The organism is Georgenia sp. EYE_87 (assembly GCF_023148685.1).
Taxonomy (GTDB): Bacteria; Actinomycetota; Actinomycetes; order Actinomycetales; family Actinomycetaceae; genus Georgenia.
In genome coordinates, this window is record NZ_JAHXNL010000001.1 from 66,448 (window position 1) to 82,932 (window position 16,485).

The 16,485-nt window shown below is 74.4% G+C and carries 15 protein-coding genes; 10 read left to right on the top strand and 5 right to left on the bottom strand.

Going from position 1 to position 16,485, the window contains the following annotated elements; genetic code table 11:
- Positions 1–158: 158 nt before the first annotated feature.
- From mshC to KZX45_RS00305, 3 genes are all read left to right on the top strand, one after another.
- A complete protein-coding gene (mshC, locus tag KZX45_RS00295; RefSeq protein ID WP_248255727.1) occupies positions 159–1,430 on the top strand; it encodes a cysteine--1-D-myo-inosityl 2-amino-2-deoxy-alpha-D-glucopyranoside ligase in 1,272 nt (423 codons plus the stop codon).
- A 147-nt stretch (positions 1,431–1,577) separates the two neighbouring features.
- Positions 1,578–2,318: an alpha/beta fold hydrolase gene (locus KZX45_RS00300; protein ID WP_248256269.1), complete on the top strand. Its 741-nt coding sequence runs from the start codon at positions 1,578–1,580 to the stop codon at positions 2,316–2,318.
- Positions 2,315–3,829, top strand: a complete 1,515-nt coding sequence (locus KZX45_RS00305; protein WP_248255728.1) for a SpoIIE family protein phosphatase — start codon at positions 2,315–2,317, stop codon at positions 3,827–3,829. The genes KZX45_RS00300 and KZX45_RS00305 overlap by 4 nt, the downstream gene beginning before the upstream one ends.
- A 15-nt stretch (positions 3,830–3,844) precedes the next feature.
- Here KZX45_RS00305 and KZX45_RS00310 read toward each other — a convergent pair whose 3' ends face one another.
- The 3 genes from KZX45_RS00310 to KZX45_RS20420 all read right to left on the bottom strand — a co-directional run bounded on the left by KZX45_RS00310 (position 3,845) and on the right by KZX45_RS20420 (position 5,400).
- Entirely contained in the window at positions 3,845–4,075 is a 231-nt protein-coding gene (locus KZX45_RS00310) for a sulfurtransferase TusA family protein (protein ID WP_248255729.1), read from the bottom strand.
- A gap of 47 nt (positions 4,076–4,122) precedes the next feature.
- Positions 4,123–5,181, bottom strand: a complete 1,059-nt coding sequence (locus KZX45_RS00315) for a YeeE/YedE family protein (protein WP_248255730.1) — start codon at positions 5,179–5,181, stop codon at positions 4,123–4,125.
- A gap of 129 nt (positions 5,182–5,310) precedes the next feature.
- Positions 5,311–5,400 carry a putative leader peptide gene (locus KZX45_RS20420; RefSeq protein ID WP_374112503.1) on the bottom strand — a complete coding sequence of 30 codons (90 nt, stop codon included), beginning with the start codon at positions 5,398–5,400 and terminating at the stop codon, positions 5,311–5,313.
- A gap of 372 nt (positions 5,401–5,772) precedes the next feature.
- Between KZX45_RS20420 and KZX45_RS00320 the strand changes: the two genes are divergently transcribed.
- Positions 5,773–6,762: a Gfo/Idh/MocA family protein gene (locus tag KZX45_RS00320; protein ID WP_248255731.1), complete on the top strand. Its 990-nt coding sequence runs from the start codon at positions 5,773–5,775 to the stop codon at positions 6,760–6,762.
- Positions 6,763–6,840: 78 nt separating this feature from the next.
- On the opposite strand, the gene KZX45_RS00325 is transcribed toward KZX45_RS00320, so the two are convergent.
- On the bottom strand, positions 6,841–7,779 hold the full coding sequence (locus KZX45_RS00325; RefSeq protein WP_248255732.1) for a PAC2 family protein: 939 nt from the start codon (positions 7,777–7,779) through the stop codon (positions 6,841–6,843).
- Positions 7,780–7,817: 38 nt separating this feature from the next.
- On the opposite strand from KZX45_RS00325, the gene KZX45_RS00330 reads away from it, so the two are divergent.
- Positions 7,818–8,519 (top strand): HAD family phosphatase, encoded by a 702-nt coding sequence (locus KZX45_RS00330; protein WP_248256270.1) that lies wholly within the window; start codon positions 7,818–7,820, stop codon positions 8,517–8,519.
- 134 nt (positions 8,520–8,653) lie between these two features.
- The gene (locus KZX45_RS00335) at positions 8,654–9,394 is read left to right on the top strand and encodes a GAP family protein (protein WP_248255733.1); all 741 of its coding nucleotides are present in this window, start codon (positions 8,654–8,656) and stop codon (positions 9,392–9,394) included.
- Between the two features lie 9 nt (positions 9,395–9,403).
- On the opposite strand, the gene KZX45_RS00340 is transcribed toward KZX45_RS00335, so the two are convergent.
- A complete protein-coding gene (locus KZX45_RS00340) occupies positions 9,404–10,477 on the bottom strand; it encodes a PD-(D/E)XK nuclease family protein (RefSeq protein WP_282453104.1) in 1,074 nt (357 codons plus the stop codon).
- Between the two features lie 151 nt (positions 10,478–10,628).
- On the opposite strand from KZX45_RS00340, the gene KZX45_RS00345 reads away from it, so the two are divergent.
- From KZX45_RS00345 to dop, 4 genes are all read left to right on the top strand, one after another.
- On the top strand, positions 10,629–11,771 hold the full coding sequence (locus tag KZX45_RS00345) for a site-2 protease family protein (RefSeq protein ID WP_248255734.1): 1,143 nt from the start codon (positions 10,629–10,631) through the stop codon (positions 11,769–11,771).
- 116 nt (positions 11,772–11,887) lie between these two features.
- Complete coding sequence (locus KZX45_RS00350; protein ID WP_374112523.1) at positions 11,888–12,976, top strand: tRNA (adenine-N1)-methyltransferase; 1,089 nt, start codon at positions 11,888–11,890, stop codon at positions 12,974–12,976.
- A gap of 107 nt (positions 12,977–13,083) precedes the next feature.
- Positions 13,084–14,814 carry a proteasome ATPase gene (arc, locus tag KZX45_RS00355; protein WP_248255735.1) on the top strand — a complete coding sequence of 577 codons (1,731 nt, stop codon included), beginning with the start codon at positions 13,084–13,086 and terminating at the stop codon, positions 14,812–14,814.
- Between the two features lie 16 nt (positions 14,815–14,830).
- Entirely contained in the window at positions 14,831–16,468 is a 1,638-nt protein-coding gene (gene dop / locus KZX45_RS00360) for a depupylase/deamidase Dop (protein ID WP_248255736.1), read from the top strand.
- Positions 16,469–16,485: the final 17 nt, after the last annotated feature.

A 16,485-nucleotide genomic window follows, 5' to 3' on the forward strand; every position in this document is an offset into this window, starting at 1 on the left:
CGACGGCGGAGCCCGGCCCGACGGCGGGACCTGGCCCGACGACGGAGCCTCGCCCGACGGCGGAGCCTGGGCTGCGTCGTCGGGCGGGATCCCGCGGCGGTGGCGCCGTGCGTGGACGCCCGGACAGCCGGACGCTGCCCGCCGGATAGCATCACCTGGTGCATTCCTGGTCCGCGCCCGACGTCCCCTCCCTGCCTGGTCAGGGCCTTCCCGTGCACCTGCACGACACCGCCGCCGGGGCGCTGATCCCCACGCGCGGCGCCGAGGAGCCCGCCACCCTGTACGTCTGCGGCATCACCCCGTACGACGCCACGCACCTGGGCCACGCCAACACCTACGTCGGCTTCGACCTGCTGGTGCGCGCCTGGCGCGACTCCGGCCGTGCGGTGACGTACGTGCAGAACGTCACCGACGTCGACGACCCGCTGCTGGAGCGCGCCGACGAGACCGACGTCCACTGGCGCGAGCTCGCCCAGTCCCAGACGGACCTGTTCCGCTCGGACATGGAGACCCTGCGGGTCGTCCCCCCGGAGCACTACGTCGGCGTCGTGGAGGCGATGGACCTCGTGGTGGCGGCCGTCGAGCGGATGCTCGCCGACGGCACCGCCTACCGCGTGCCGGTTCCCGAGGGGGCCGGCGGGGGCGACCCGGAGCTCGGCGACGTCTACGCCGACCTCAGTGCCGACCCGCTCTTCGGCACCGGCGCCGGCCTCGACCCCGACGAGATGCTCAAGGTCTTCGCCGAGAACGGCGGCGACCCCGACCGGCCCGGCAAGCGCCACGCGCTGGACCCGCTGCTGTGGCGGCGCACCCGCGACGGCGAGCCCGACTGGGACGGGCGGAGCCTCGGCCGCGGCCGGGCGGGCTGGCACATCGAGTGCTCCTGCATCGCCGGGAAGTTCCTCGGCCAGCTCATCGAGGTCCAGGGCGGCGGGCGCGACCTCGTCTTCCCGCACCACGAGATGAGCGAGTCGCACCTGCGCGTGCTCCGCAACGTCCCCGCCCCGGTGATGGTGCACAGCCACGGCGGCATGGTCGGCTACGACGGCGAGAAGATGAGCAAGTCGCTCGGCAACCTCGTGCTGGTCTCCCGGCTCGTCGACGGCGGGGCCGACCCCATGGCGGTCCGGCTCGTCCTCCTCGGTCACCACTACCGCTCCGACTGGGAGTACACCGACGCCGACCTCGCCGCGGCCGCCGAGCGGCTGGCCACCTGGCGCCGCGCGGCCTCCGCGCCGGCCGGGCCCACGGCCGAGCCGGTCCTCCAGCAGGTTCGCGAGGCTCTCGCCCAGGACCTCGACGCGCCGGCCGCGCTGGCCGCCGTCGACGCCTGGGCCGCGGCCGCCCTCGCCGGCGGGACCGAGCAGGTCGCCGGCGCACCCGAGCTGGTCCGGCGCACCGTGGACGCGCTGCTCGGCGTGGCGCTCTGACGGCCGGCCCGCGCTGGCCCGCCGGTCGCGCGGCGAGCCGTGCCGGACGTCACGGGGCCGAGCGTCGTGATCGTCCCGTAATGTCGCACCGTGGATGTGCTGCGGCGGAACAACGTGCGGGTCAGCGGGCGGGCTGACGCGCCCACGATGGTGCTCGCCCACGGCTTCGGCTGCGACCAGCAGATGTGGCGGCTCGTCGCCCCCACCTTCGAGGCGACCCACCGGGTGGTGCTGTTCGACCACGTCGGCGCCGGCGGGTCCGACCCGGCCGCTTTCGACAGCGCACGCCACGCCCGCCTCGAGGGATACGCCCAGGACGTCGTCGAGATCGTCGACGCGCTGGGCACGGGCCCGGTCATCTTCGTCGGCCACTCGGTCAGCGCCATGATCGGCGTCCTGGCCGCGCGCGAGCGCCCGGAGCTGTTCGACCGGCTCGTGCTCGTCGGCCCCTCTCCCCGCTACATCGACGACGGCGACTACCGCGGCGGGTTCACCCAGGAGGAGATCGACGAGCTCCTGGAGACCATGGACGACAACTACCTCGGCTGGTCGGCCCACATCGCCCCGGCGATCATGGGCGTCCCCGACCGGCCGGAGCTCGGCGCCGAGCTCACCGCCAGCTTCTGCCGGACGGACCCGACGCTCGCCCGCCAGTTCGCCCGCACCACGTTCCTCTCCGACAACCGGGCCGACCTGCGCGAGGTGCGCACCCCCGCCCTGGTGGTGCAGTGCCGCGACGACGTCATCGCCCCGCTCGAGGTGGGGGAGTACGTCCGCGACAACCTCCCGAACAGCGACTTCGCCGTGCTCGACGCGATCGGGCACTGCCCGAACCTCAGCGCGCCGGACCAGCTCGTCTCCGCGATGAAGGCGTACCTCCGCGCGTGACCGACCGTGCGGCCGCGTGGGACGAGGCGCCGTCCGGCCTGCTCACGCTGGCGGCGGACGGCACGGTGCTCGACGCCAACCGCACGTTCCTGCAGTGGGTGGGCCGCCCGGCCGAGGAGGTGCTCGGGCGCCTGCGGCTGAGCCAGCTGCTCTCGGTCGGTGGCCGGATCTACTGGGAGACGCACCTGTCCCCGCTGCTGCACGTCGAGGGCCGGTTCGACGAGGTCGCCCTCGAGCTGCGCGGCCCCGACGGCCGGCTCCCCGTGCTGATGACCGCCGTCGTGGCCCCGGGCGACGCCGGTGCGATCCGGGTGTCGATCTCCAGCGCCCGCGACCGCTCCCGCTACGAGCGCGAGCTGGTGGCCGCGCGGAAGGATGCCGACACCGCAGCCCGGCGCACCCGGGTGCTGCAGGAGGTCACCGCGGCGCTGTCGGCCGGGGTGGGGCGCGACGGCGTGGCGGCAGCCCTCCTCGGCGCCACCCGCTCGCTGGGTGCCCGGGCGGCGACCTGCTGGCTGCGTGACCCACACGGACTGCTGACGCCCCACTCCGCCACGGGCGAGGAGATCGCCGCCACCCAGCCGCTGCCCGCCGGGACCTGGCCACGTGCCGCGGTCCATCACGAGGGGCGCGTCCTCGTCCCCCTGCACGGCCAGTCAGCGCTGCTCGGGGTGCTCTCCCTGCTCCCCGACGACGCCCCCGGGGCGGAGCCGCCCGACCTGGCCGTGCTCACCGCCGTCGGCCAGCAGGCGGGGATCGCGCTGGACCGCGCCGCCTTCTTCGACCGCAGCGCGTCCATCGCCCACCAGCTCCAGCAGGCTCTCCTCACGGCCCCTCTGCCGCAGGACGACCGTTTCGTGGTGACGACGGCGTACCGGCCGGGGGTGGAGCCCCTCGAGGTCGGGGGCGACTGGCACGACGCCTTCCTCCTGGACGACCACGTCCTCGCCGTCGTCGTCGGCGACATCGTGGGCCGCGGCCTGGGGGCGGCCATCGCCATGGGGCAGCTGCGCAGCGCCGTCCGGGCGGTCGCCGGCCCCGACGTCGGCCCCGCCCAGGTGCTGGGCGCGCTCGACCCGTTCGTCCAACGAGTCCCGGACGCCGCCTCCGCGACCCTCGTCTACGGCGAGCTGGACCTCACGACGGGCCGGTTCCGCTTCGCCTGCGCGGGCCACCCGCCGCCGCTGCACCTCGGGGCGGACGGTGCCGCGCGCCTGATGTGGGACGGCCGCTCCACGCCGCTCGGCCTCAGCGTCCCGGGGCGCGTGCGGGCGGAGGCCGAGCTCGACCTGGCACCCGGCGACAGGGTGCTGCTCTACACCGACGGCCTGGTGGAGCGACGGGACCAGCCCCTGCCGGCGAGGCTCGGGCAGCTCGTCGAGATCGGCGCCGAGGCCGGCTCCCTCGACGCGGACGACGCCGTGCGCACCCTCACCGAGCACCTGCTCCCGCCCGGTGAGGGGCACGACGACGTCTGCCTGCTGCTGCTGTCCTGGCTGGCGCCGGCCTAGGCCGGCGCCCGGAGCTCAGGCCTTCTGCACGGTGATCGACCAGCTCGCGTCGCCGCGCCGGTCGAACTCGGTGACCGGGTAGCCGTTCTCGGCCGCCCAGCGCGGGATGGAGTCGGTGGCCTGCGTGCAGTCGAAGTTGATGACGAGCTCGTCGCCCACCTCGAGGGCGGCGATGGCCTCCTTGGCCTCGACGAGCGGGAACGGGCAGACCTGGCCGTCGGTCTCGAGCACGGTCTTGATGGGCATGGTGGTCCTTCTCTCTGGTCGGGTCGAGCTGTGCGTGCGGTCGGAGGTCAGACGCCGGCGGTCGCCGGGACGCGGGAGCGGGCGGCCGTGCGGGGGCCGCGCAGGACGAAGATCTTGGTGGCGACCCCCGTGCCGAGGAGCATGAAGGCGAACGAGAGCCAGCCCTGGTAGGAGAACTGGGCGGTCGCGACCATGGCGTTGCCGATGGTGCAGCCGCCGGCCAGGGCCGCACCGACGCCCATGCCGACGCCGCCGACGATCGAGCGGACGGTGGTGGTGGCGTCGGGGACGCGGACGCGGAACTCGCCCGCGCCCTTGGCGGCGATGAACGAGCCGATCAGGATGCCGACCACGAGCAGCACGCCCCAGTCGACGAGCTCGGCGTCGCCGGTGACGAGGAAGGTCGCGGCGTTGGCGGAGGGCGTCGTGATGCCGAGCCCGGCCTCGCGGCCGGTCGCGGTGCTGAGCGGCCAGGCGAGGATCGCGATGACGCCGATGACGACCGCCGTCGAGAACGCGCCCCAGGGCCTCTCGAAGAGCAGGTGCGCGAGCCCGGTGCGGCGGGGCGGCAGCGTGGCCACCTTCAGCGTGCGCACGGACAGGTGGCGGTGGACCAGGTACAGCACGCCGCCGCCGAGGGCGGCCACCAGGAACCAGGAGCTGACGCCCAGGGTCTCGTGGATGGTGGTCGCCGGCACGGTGATGCCGCGCGCCCAGCTGGTGAAGTCGCCCAGGACGCCGTACTTCATCACCGCGGCCGAGAGCGCGTAGAAGATGAGTGCGAACCACGAGCCGACGAGTCCCTCGCCGGAGCGGTAGTACGTGCCGGTGGCACAGCCTCCGGCGAGCACGATGGCGAAGCCGAAGATCAGCGCGCCGATCACGGTGGCGGGCAGGGCGAGCGGCTTGTATGCGGCGCCGATGACCCCCATGCCCTGCATGGCGGCGATCCCGACCGCCTGGATGGCGATGACGATGAGGAACGCGGTGAGCCACCGCGTGCTGCGTGCGACGAAGACGTCGCGGAACGCGCCGGTGACGCAGAAGCGTCCGCGCTGCATGGCGAAGCCGAGTGCTGCGCCGAGGAGAAGCCCGGTGAGGAGCATGGATGATCCTGTCTGCCTGGCACGCCGGGTGGGCGCGCGTCGATCCGCGCGCCGCCGGCGCGCGTGAGAGGTGGAGCGGAGGTGGGGAACCCGCCCGGAGGGACGGGCGGACCGGTCAGAGCCGAGGGGTCAGGGCCGACACGTGGCCGAGGAGACCCGCATCAGGTCGACGTGACGACGGGAGCGCAGCATCAGCGCCGCGGCGCACACAGAGCGCACCAGGATCCCCCTCTCGTCGTCCGTGGCCGTGCCACGGATCCGGCGCGTCCGCCGAGCGGCCGACGCGTGGCGCAGACGTTACGGACGGCGGGGGCGGCGGTCGAGACCTCGTCCCGGAAGCCCCGCCGTCGTCCCGGCTGGCGGACAGGACCCACTGCCGGTCTCGCGATTCGGACGGTGGTTGCGCTGGCTGTGCCGAGCCGGGCGTTGCGGCACCGCGCGCGCAGCGCACCGCACCGCACGTCCCGGTCCGCGCGCCGCGCACCGCACGACCCGCACCGCGGACCGCGGACCGCTTCTCCGGCGCGGGGAGGACGAGCACCACTCTGTCGGTCGATAGCCTGGGGCCCGGTCCACGACTGGGAGGCTGCTGTGTCTGACATCCGCTGGGGCGTGCTCGGTGCGGCGCGGATCGCCCGGAAGCAGGTGATTCCCGCGATGCGGCGGGTGGGTGCGGGCGAGGTGGTCGCCGTCGCCTCGGCCAGCGGCAACGCGGAGCCCTTCGCCGCGGAGCTGGGCATCGCGCGGGCGTACGCGAGCTACGACGAGCTGCTCGCCGACCCGCAGGTCGACGCCGTCTACATCGCCCTGCCCAACGTCCACCACGCGAGGTGGATCCTCGCCGCGGCCCGGGCCGGCAAGCACGTGCTGTGCGAGAAGCCGGTCGTGCTCGGCACGGCCGAGCTCGAGGCCGTCACCGCCGCCTGCGCGGACGCCGGCGTGCAGCTGGCCGAGGCCTTCATGTACCGCCACCACCCCCAGCTGCGCCGCCTGCGCGAGCTGCTCGACGCCGGGACGATCGGTGAGCTCGTGAGCGTCGAGTCGTCCTTCCACTTCACGCTGCCGCGGTCCGAACCGCCCGACATCCGCCTGCGCCCCGACCTCGGTGGCGGGAGCCTGCGGGACATCGGGTGCTACCCGGTGGACCTGCTCGGCTGGCTGACGGGCGCCGAGCCCGACGACCTCGGCGTCGTGGCCCACCGGGACACGCCCGACGGCGCGGACACGAGGATGGCCGTCGCCGCCCGGTACGGCGCGGTCACCGCCAACCTGCACTTCTCCTTCGACGCGCCCTTCCGCGCCGAGGCCCGGCTGATCGGCACCGCCGGCTCGATCGAGCTGCCCGACGTCTTCCGCGCCGACAACCGCGGCGGCACCGCCCGGATCCGGATCGATCGGGACGGCGAGACCTCCGTCGTCGAGGTCGAGGGCGACCAGTACGGCGAGCAGGCGGCCGCCTTCGCCCGACGCGTCACGGACGGCGCCGAGGACGCCGACGGCGCGGCGCTCACCGCACGCACGGCCGCCACGCTGGAGCGCATCGCCGCGGCTGCAGGCCTGACGGTCCCGGCGTCGCTGTAGCGGCGGGGGCGCCGGGGATCGAGCCCCGGCGGACCGGGCGCCGGGGGCTGCATCCCGGTGGGGCCGTCCCGTCGGGGGCTACAGCCCCGTCGGCCCGGGCCCGCCCTTGTCGCCCCGGCTGTCCCGACGGCGCAGGTAGCGCTCGAACTCGCGCGCGATCGCCTCGCCGGAGGCCTCGGGCAGGTCGGCGGTGTCCTTGACCTCCTCGAGCTGCTGGATGTACTCGGCGACGTCGGGGTCCTGACCGGCGAGCTCGTCGACCCCCGCCTGCCACGCCCGGGCGTCCTCCGGCAGGTCGCCCACCGGCAGGGGCTCGCCGACGAGCTCCTCCAGGCGCAGGAGGATGGCCAGGGTCGCCTTCGGCGAGGGCGGCTGGGCGACGTAGTGCGGCACCGCCGCCCACACGCTGAGCGTGTGCAGGTTCTGCTCGGCGGCGAAGTGGGTGAGCACGCCGACGATCCCGGACGGTCCCTCGTACTCCGAGCCCTCGACGCCGAGCAGCGCCTGGACCTGCGGGTCGTTGGAGCTGGTCTGCACCGGGATGGGCCGGGAGTGCGGCACGTCGGCGAGCAGCGCGCCGACGCCGACGACGGTGCCGACGCCGAGCCCGCGGGCGACCTCGAGGATCTCCTCGCAGTAGTCGCGCCAGTGGAACGAGGGCTCGACGCCCTGGACCAGCACCACCTGCCGGCCCGAGATCGGCGCCCGTGCCACCGACACGGTGGTCGAGGGCCACGTCAGCTCGCGGGTGCCGTCCGGGCCCATGCTCACGTGCGGGCGGTTGACCTGGAAGTCGTGGTAGTCCTGCGGGTCGAGCTCGTGGACGACGTGCGCGTCCCACGCCTCGGCGACGATGTCGAGCGCCTGCGTCGCGGCCCCGCCGGCGTCGTTCCAGCCCTCGAACGAGGCGAGCAGGATGGCGGGCGGGAGCTCCTTGTCCGCGGCCTTCCCCCGGGGGGCCACGTCCGGTCGATCCTCGCCGGCGGGCCCCTGCTTGCTCGAATCCGTGCTGGTCATGGAGCAACCCTAGGCGCCGCTATGGTCCTCGGGTGAGCATGAGGCAGCTACCGGACGCCGTGTTGTGGGACATGGACGGCACGTTGGTGGACACCGAGCCCTACTGGATGGCGGCGGAGACGGCGGTCGTGTCCCGGCACGGCGGCACGTGGACGCAGGAGCAGGGGCTGCAGCTGGTCGGCAACGACCTGATCACCTCCGCCCGGATCATCCAGGAGCAGACCGGAATCGGCGGCGCGCCCGAGGACCTGGTCGAGGAGATCCTCGCCGGGGTCGTGGCGCGGGTGCGCGAGAACGGGGCGCCGTGGCGGCCCGGAGCCCTCGAGCTGCTGGGCGAGCTGCGCTCGGCGGGCGTGCCGTGCGCGCTGGTGACGATGTCCTACGAGAGCTTCGCCGGCGCCGTCGTCGAGGCCGCCCCGGCCGGCACGTTCCAGGCGGTCGTGACGGGCGACCAGGTGCGGCACGGCAAGCCGCACCCCGAGGCGTACCTGACGGCGGCCGAGCGGCTCGGCGTGGACGTCACCCGGTGCGTGGCGATCGAGGACTCCACCGTCGGCGTCACCGCGGCGCTGGCGTCGGGGGCCCGCACCATCGCGGTGCCGCTCATGGTCGAGGTGGCCGCGCAGGACACCCTGAGCCGGCTGCGCTCGCTCGAGGGCGCGGACGTGGACCTGCTCGCGCGGATCCTCGACGGCGAGCGCGTGGACGAGCTGGCGACGGCGGGACGCTCGGGGCGCTGACCAGGGGCCGCGCTCCGTCGACCCTCCGACCTGAGGTCCTCGAACCGGTACTTCAGGGGGATGTCTCGGGCGCCCGGACTCGCGAAACTACGGCGCGTGACTGATCTGCGTACGTGGTGCAGGCGTGGTCGCCGATGAGCGCTGAGCTGGTCGCTCCGCTGGTGGTCCTGGCGCTGATCGACAGCACCAGCTTCGGCACCCTCCTGATCCCCCTGTGGCTCCTGCTGACCCCCGGCCGCCTTCGGCCCGGCCGCATCCTGGTGTTCCTGGCCACCGTCGCCGTCTTCTACCTCGTGGTCGGCGTCGCCCTGCTGGGCGGGGCGCTCGCGTTCCTCGACCAGGTCGGTGAGGGCCTCGACAGCCCGGCCGCCAGGATGGTCCAGCTCGTCGTCGGCGTGGTTCTCCTCGTGCTCGGGCTCACGATCGAGCCGCTCACGAAGGCCGGCAAGGAGAAGCGGGCAGCGCGGCGCGCGGCTCGGCAGGCGGAGCGGGGGCCGGGACGGGTGGAGCGATGGCGCGCACGGGCCGGATCGGGGGAGGGGCCCGTCCGCGGCCTGGTCGGCCTCGCCCTCACCGCGACCACGGTCGAGCTCGGGTCGATGCTGCCGTACCTCGGGGCGATCGGGCTGCTCTCCACGTCGGGGGTGTCCGTGGGCGCGGGCGTGGTGGTGCTGGCGGGCTACTGCCTCGTCATGATCGCGCCGGCCCTGGTGCTGCTCGCCCTCCGCGTCGTGCTGCACGAGCGGGTCTCCCCGTCCCTGGCCAGGCTCGAGGACTGGCTCAGCCGGAACTCGCGGGAGGCGCTGGCCTGGGTGCTGTTCTTCCTCGGTCTGTACCTCACGGGCGGGGCGGTCCAGGCGCTGGGGATCGGCTGAGCAGCCCGGTCACACGCCCTGGACGGTGAGGAGGTGCTCCACACCCTCCGGGGGCAGCGGCGGCACCTCGCCGCCGAAGGCCGGGCACAGCGACTGGAACGAGCACCACGAGCAGAGCTTGGACGTGCGGTAGCTGAAGTCCCGGGCGCGGGCGGCGCTCGAGATCGACTCCCACAGGCCCTCGAGGTCCCGCTCCAGCGCGACGAGCTCCTCCTCGACCGGGTCGTGCGTCAGCGTGCGGCCGTCGCCCAGGTAGACCAGCTGGAGCCGCGCGGGCACCCGCCCGTGCAACCGCCACAGCATGAGGGCGTAGAAGCGCATCTGGAACAGCGCCTCGTCCTGGAAGCGTGGGTTCGGCGAGCGGCCCGTCTTGTAGTCGACCACGCGCACCATGCCGTTCGGCGCGACGTCCAGCCGGTCCACGTAGCCACGCAGCAGGATGCCCGAGGCGAGCTCGGTCTCCACGAGCATCTCGCGCTCGGCCGGCTCGAGCCGCGTCGGGTTCTCCATCCGGAAGTACTGGGTCAGCAGGCTGCGTGCCTCGGCCAGCCACGCGCCGAGGTCCTCGGGACCGGCGAACATGCCCACCACGTCGGGCCGCGACGCCTGGAGCTCCTGCCACTGCGGGTCCAGGAGCTCCTGGGCCGCCTGCTCCGTGCGCCCCGCCGCCGGCAGGTCGAAGAGGTGCTCGAGCACGGCGTGGACCAGCGAGCCCTTGACCGCGGCCTGGCTGGGCGGCTCGGGCAGCCGGTCGACCGCGCGGTAGCGGAACAGCAGCGGGCACTGGCGGAAGTCCTTCGCCCGCGAGGGCGAGATCGCCGCGCGTCGACGGACGGGCGCGGCGGCCTCCTCCGGCGTCGGGGCGTCGGGGGTGGGCGCGTCCGGCGTGAGGACATCTGGGGAGACGCCCGGTGCGATGCCGTCCGGCGACACCCCGGGGAGGACGGCACCGGCGGGGGAGGCGTGGTCGGGCACGACGGCGCCGGCGAGGGCCACCCGGGGCGCCGGCTCCGCCGTCGTCCCGGCGTCCCGGTCCGTCAGGCCGGGCACCGGCGGGGCCTGGTGCTGCGTCGTCTGCGTCATGCCGGCCACGTTAACCCCGGCCACCGACACGGCCGGTCAAGGCACCGCCGGCTGTGGACGGCGTGGCGCGGCGGACGCACCGGGCGCCGTGGCCGCCCCGGTCCGACGGCGCGCGCACGGGCGGCGTCGTCGTCACGCATAGGCTGGGGAGATGAGCCGTTCCAGCACGCCCGTCGGCAGGCGCACACGGTCGGGCTGGGTGATCGGCCGGGTGAGCGGCATCCCCGTGGTGCTGGCGCCCTCGTGGGTGCTCATCGCCGCGATCCTGGTGATGCTTTACCTCCCGCTCGTGGGTCGGCTCGTGCCGACCCTGGGCACGGGCACCGTGGTGCTGACGACGCTGGCGTTCGTGGTCATGCTCTTCGTCTCGGTGCTGGTCCACGAGCTGGCCCACGGCCTGACGGGGCAACGGCTCGGCGCCCGCCCCCGTGAGTACGTCCTGACGTTCTGGGGCGGGCACACCTCCTTCGAGACCGACCTGCCCGGCCCGGGCTCCTCCGCCGTCGTCTCCGCCGCCGGTCCGCTCGCCAACGCCGCGCTGGCGCTCGCCGCCTGGGGCGCGCAGGTGGCGCTCGAGCCCGGCGGGCCGGGGGCGGTGATCCTGTGGGGCGCGATGGTCTCCAACGCGCTCGTCGCCGGGTTCAACCTCCTGCCCGGCCTGCCGCTCGACGGCGGGCAGATCCTCGAGGCCCTGGTCTGGGCCGTCACGGGGGACCGCTCGCGCGGGACCGTCGTGGCCGCGTGGGCGGGGCGCGTCGTCGTGATAGCGGTCCTGTTCTGGTTCCTCGGCCGGCCGCTCCTCGAGGGGCGGCAGCCGGACCTCAGCACGGGCATCTGGATGCTCCTGCTCGGCATGTTCCTGTGGTCAGGCACGGGCCAGGCGCTGCGCAACGTCGAGGTGCGCCGCGCGGCCGACGGCCTCGACCTGCGCGAGCTCGCCGTTCCGACGCTCGTGCTCGAGGACACCGCCACGGTGGCCCAGCTCGACGCGGGGCTCGGCGGGCGCTCGGCCGCCGTCGTCCTGGTCCGGGCCGGCCGGCCGGTCGCCCTGCTGGACCCCGACGCCGTGCGCGAGGTGCCCTACGAGGCCCGCGCCGTGACGCCGGTGAGCGCCGTCGCCCGCCACCTCGCGCCCCAGCAGGTGGTCACTGCCACGACGGGCGCGGCCGCCCTCGCCGCGGTGAGCGCGGCCCAGCAGCACGGGCCGGTCGTCGTCCTGTACGACGGCATCACCGTCCTCGGTGTGGTCGAGGTCGCCGCGGTGGCGCGGGCCGTGCGGGCGCGCCGACCGTAGACTCGCCCGTCGTGACCAGCGAGCCCGACACCCAGCCGACCACCGCCCCGGACGCCACGGCGGCCGCCCCCTCCCCGCACGGCGCCGAGGTGGACCTGCCGGGCGCCGATACGGCTCTGCCGGGCGCCGAGGCGGACCTGCCCGGCGGCGCCGAGGCGGACCTGCCCGGCGGCCCCGCGCGGCGCCGCGGCCCGCTGCGGGCGGGCGAACGCGTGCAGCTGACCGACACCAAGGGCCGGCTCCACACGATCCTGCTCACCGTCGACGGGTACTTCCAGTCCCAGCGCGGCTCGTTCCGGCACACCGAGCTCATCGGCCGGCCCGAGGGCACGGTGCTGACCACCGCCACCGGCCACCAGCTGCTCGCGCTGCGGCCGCTGCTGAGCGACTACGTCCTGTCCATGCCGCGCGGCGCCGCCGTGGTCTACCCCAAGGACGCCGCGCAGATCGTCCAGATGGGCGACATCTTCCCCGGCGCCACCGTGGTCGAGGCCGGCGTGGGCTCCGGCGCGCTGTCGATGAGCCTGCTCTCCGCGGTCGGCGAGCGGGGGCACCTGATCTCGGTCGAGCGTCGCGAGGACTTCGCCGACATCGCGATCGGCAACGTCGAGTCGTGGTTCGGCGGCCCGCACCCCGCCTGGGAGGTGCGCACCGGCGACCTCGCCGACGTTCTGCCCGACGCCGTCGAGCCCGGCTCCGTGGACCGGATGGTGCTGGACATGCTGGCGCCCTGGGAGAACCTCGCCGTCGCCGCGGACGCGCTCGCGCCGGGCGGGGTCCTCACCGCGTACGTCGCGACCACCACCCAGCTGAGCCGGTTCGCCGAGTACGTCCGCGCCACCGAGGCGTTCACCGAGCCCCAGGCGTGGGAGACCATGGTGCGCACCTGGCACCTCGAGGGGCTGTCGGTGCGCCCGGACCACCGGATGATCGGGCACACCGGGTTCCTCGTCACCACCCGCCGGCTCGCGCCCGGGAACACCCCGCAGCAGCGCACGCGCCGCCCCGCGAAGGGCGCCTACCCGACCGAGGGGGACTGGACGCCGGAGGACGTGGGGGAGCGGGCGATCTCGGAGAAGAAGATCCGCCGCGTGCGCCGCGACATCCACCGCCGGGCGGAGATCGAGCAGACCGGGATGGCGTCCCGCCCGGGGCCGCGGCCGGGCGAGGCACCGGTCGACCCGCTCAGCCACCCGGAGGAGTAGGCCGGAGCGCCGGCCGCACCCGCCGAGACCGGCGTCACCCCGACGGCGTGATCGCGGTGTCGGTGCCAGCGCATAGGCTGGTCGGCGTCGATCGAGGAGGGACCGTCATGGCAGAGGCCGACCGCTTCAGCGAGGGTCGTGCGCGCGAGCTCGAGCAGCAGGCCATCTCGCTCGCGAGCAAGAACGAGCGGCTCGCGCAGGCGCTCGACACCGCGCGCCAGCGGCTCGTCCAGCTCCAGGAGCAGCTCGACTCGATCTCCAAGCCCCCGGGCTCCTACGGCACCTTCCTCGCCGCTCATCTCGACGAGCGCGAGGCCGACGTCTTCGTCGGCGGCCGCAAGATGCGCCTCGCCGTCTCCGCCGCCGTCCCGCTCGGCGCCCTTCACCCGGGCCAGGAGGTGCGCCTGAACGAGCAGCTCCTCGTCATCGGCGCCGGCTCGTACGAGAGCACCGGCGAGATCGTCACCGTCAAGGAGGTCCTCGACGGCGACCGTGTGCTGGTCCTGGCCCGCGCCGACGACGAGCGCGTCATGCGCCTGGCCGGCCCGCTGCTGACGTCGGGCGTGCGCGTGGGCGACGCCCTGACCGCGGACTTCCGCACCGGCTTCGTCTCCGAGCGCGTGGTGCGCTCCGAGGTCGAGGAGCTCCTCCTGGAGGAGGTCCCGGACACCGACTACTCCGACATCGGCGGCCTCGGCCCGCAGATCGAGCAGATCCGGGACACCGTCGAGCTGCCCTTCCTCCACCCCGACCTCTACCGCGAGCACGGCCTGAAGCCGCCGAAGGGCGTGCTGCTCTACGGCCCGCCCGGGTGCGGCAAGACGCTCATCGCCAAGGCGGTGGCCACCTCCCTGGCGACGACGGCGGAGGCCCGCCGCACCGAGCGCGGCGAGGCGCCCGCCGGGCGGGCGGACGGCCCGCGCAGCTACTTCCTCAACATCAAGGGCCCGGAGCTGCTCAACAAGTACGTGGGCGAGACCGAGCGGCAGATCCGGGTGATCTTCGCCCGCGCCCGCGAGAAGGCCAGCCGCGGCATCCCCGTGGTGATCTTCTTCGACGAGATGGAGTCCCTGTTCCGCACCCGCGGCACGGGCGTGAGCTCCGACGTCGAGACCACGGTGGTCCCGCAGCTGCTCAGCGAGATCGACGGCGTGGAGAAGCTCGAGAACGTCATCGTCATCGGCGCCTCCAACCGCGAGGACATGATCGACCCGGCGATCCTGCGACCGGGCCGCCTGGACGTGAAGATCAAGATCGAGCGGCCCGACGCCGAGGGCGCGCGGGAGATCTTCGCCAAGTACCTCACCACGAACCTCCCGCTGCACGAGGACGAGCTGGCCCGGCACGACGGCGACCCGGCCGCGACCGTGGAGGCGATGATCGACACGGTCGTGGAGGCCCTGTACGCCACGAGCGCCGAGACCGAGTTCCTCGAGGTCACCTACGCCAGCGGCGACAAGGAGGTCCTGCACTTCAAGGACTTCGCCTCCGGCGCCATGATCGCCAACGTCGTCGACCGCGCGAAGAAGCGGGCCATCAAGGACCTGCTCGCCTCGGGCGGGCGGGGGCTGCGCACCGAGCACCTGCTCGCCGCGCTGTCCGCGGAGATGCGCGAGAACGAGGACCTGCCCAACACCACCAACCCCGACGACTGGGCCCGGGTGAGCGGGAAGAAGGGCGAGCGCATCACCTACCTGCGCACGCTCGGCCGCGACGCTGGCGCCCCGGCCGCGGCGTCGCCCGCCCCCGGGCACGGCCGCACCGGCGTCGTCGCGCTCGGTGGCGAGATGTCCGAGGACGGCATCGAGACGATCACCCCGGTCCCCGGGTACCTGTAGAGCGCGAGGGAAACACGTGAGCGTGCACCGCCCGATGGGCATCGAGACCGAGTACGGCCTCATCGAGCCCGGCAACCCGGACGCGAACCCGATGGTGCTCTCCGCGCACGTCGTCGCCGCGTACGCCTCCCACCCCGGCAGCGCCGGCCGCGGCGGCCACGTGCGGTGGGACTACGCCGGGGAGGACCCGCTGGCCGACGCCCGCGGGTTCCGCCTCGACCGCGCGGCCGCCCACCCGTCCCAGCTCACCGACGACCCCGACGCCCCGGCCCCCGCGGCCGACGACGGCGCCGCCTCCTCGCCCGGCGTGCGGACCACCCACGTGCGCCGCCCGAGCGAGGCGGAGGCGGCGCTGCCCACCGCCCACAACGCCGTCCTCAGCAACGGCGCCCGGCTCTACGTCGACCACGCGCACCCCGAGTACTCCAGCCCCGAGGTCACCAATCCGCTCGACGCGGTGCGGTGGGACCGCGCCGGCGAGCTCGTCATGCGCGGCGCCATGGACGCCCTGCGCGAGGTGCCCACGCTGCCCGACGTGGTGCTGTACAAGAACAACGTCGACGGCAAGGGGGCCGCGTACGGCACCCACGAGAACTACCTCGTCGACCGGTCGGTGAACTTCGGCGACATCATCCGCTACCTCACCCCGTTCTTCGTCACCCGGCCGATCTTCTGCGGCGCGGGCCGGGTGGGCATCGGGCAGCGCAGCCAGACCCCGGGCTTCCAGATGTCCCAGCGCGCGGACTACGTGGAGAACGACGTCGGCCTGGAGACCACCTTCAACCGGCCGATCATCAACACCCGCGACGAGCCGCACGCGGACGCCGACCGGTTCCGGCGCCTGCACGTCATCGGCGGGGACGCGAACCTCTTCGACGTGTCCACCTACCTGAAGATGGGCACCACCTCGCTGGTGCTGTGGCTGCTCGAGTCCGGCGCCGTGCCGATGGCGCTCGACGCGCTGATGATCGCCAACCCGGTGGGGGAGACCTGGGACGTCAGCCACGACACGACGCTGACGCACCGGCTCACCCTCTCCGACGGGCGGGAGATGACGGCGCTGGAGATCCAGCGCGAGTACCTCGCCGTCGTCGCCGACGCGGTCCGGCAGGCCGCCCCCGCCGCCGGGGTGGACCCGGCGACGGCGGACGTCGTCGAGCGCTGGGGCGGGGTGCTGGACCGCCTGGCCACCGACCCGGCCAGCGCGGCCGCCGAGGTCGAGTGGGTGGCCAAGAAGCAGCTGCTCGAGGGCATGCGCCGCCGCGAGTCCCTGCCCTGGGACCACCCCAAGCTGCAGGCGTTCGACCTGCAGTGGGCCGACCTGCGCCCGGAGCGCTCCATCGTCGGTCGCCTCGCCGCGGCCGGCCGGGTGGAGCGGCTGTTGCCCGACGCCGACGTCGCGGCCGCCGAGCACACCCCGCCGGCGGACACCCGGGCCTGGTTCCGCGGGCAGGTCGTCGCCCGTTACCCCGGGCAGGTGGCCGGGGCGAGCTGGGAGTCGGTGGTGCTCGACGTGCCGGAGAACGAGCACCTCGTCCGGGTGCCGATGAACGATCCGTTGCGCGGGACCCGCGCGCACGTCGGGGCGCTCCTGGAACGGTCCGCCACCGCTGCCGAGCTGCTCGAGAACCTCACGGCGCCCCCGGTCTCCTAGCGCGTCGGCGAGCACCC

What these genes read in the sequence shown, in the direction of transcription:
- KZX45_RS00300 (WP_248256269.1), top strand. Translation starts at nt 1,578, where the DNA reads ATGGTGCTCGCCCACGGCTTCGGCTGCGACCAGCAGATGTGGCGGCTC.
- KZX45_RS00310 (WP_248255729.1), bottom strand. Translation starts at nt 4,075, where the DNA reads ATGCCCATCAAGACCGTGCTCGAGACCGACGGCCAGGTCTGCCCGTTC.
- KZX45_RS00315 (WP_248255730.1), bottom strand. Translation starts at nt 5,181, where the DNA reads ATGCTCCTCACCGGGCTTCTCCTCGGCGCAGCACTCGGCTTCGCCATG.
- KZX45_RS00325 (WP_248255732.1), bottom strand. Translation starts at nt 7,779, where the DNA reads ATGACCAGCACGGATTCGAGCAAGCAGGGGCCCGCCGGCGAGGATCGA.
- KZX45_RS00330 (WP_248256270.1), top strand. Translation starts at nt 7,818, where the DNA reads ATGAGGCAGCTACCGGACGCCGTGTTGTGGGACATGGACGGCACGTTG.
- KZX45_RS00335 (WP_248255733.1), top strand. Translation starts at nt 8,654, where the DNA reads ATGAGCGCTGAGCTGGTCGCTCCGCTGGTGGTCCTGGCGCTGATCGAC.
- KZX45_RS00340 (WP_282453104.1), bottom strand. Translation starts at nt 10,477, where the DNA reads ATGACGCAGACGACGCAGCACCAGGCCCCGCCGGTGCCCGGCCTGACG.
- KZX45_RS00345 (WP_248255734.1), top strand. Translation starts at nt 10,629, where the DNA reads ATGAGCCGTTCCAGCACGCCCGTCGGCAGGCGCACACGGTCGGGCTGG.
- arc (WP_248255735.1), top strand. Translation starts at nt 13,084, where the DNA reads ATGGCAGAGGCCGACCGCTTCAGCGAGGGTCGTGCGCGCGAGCTCGAG.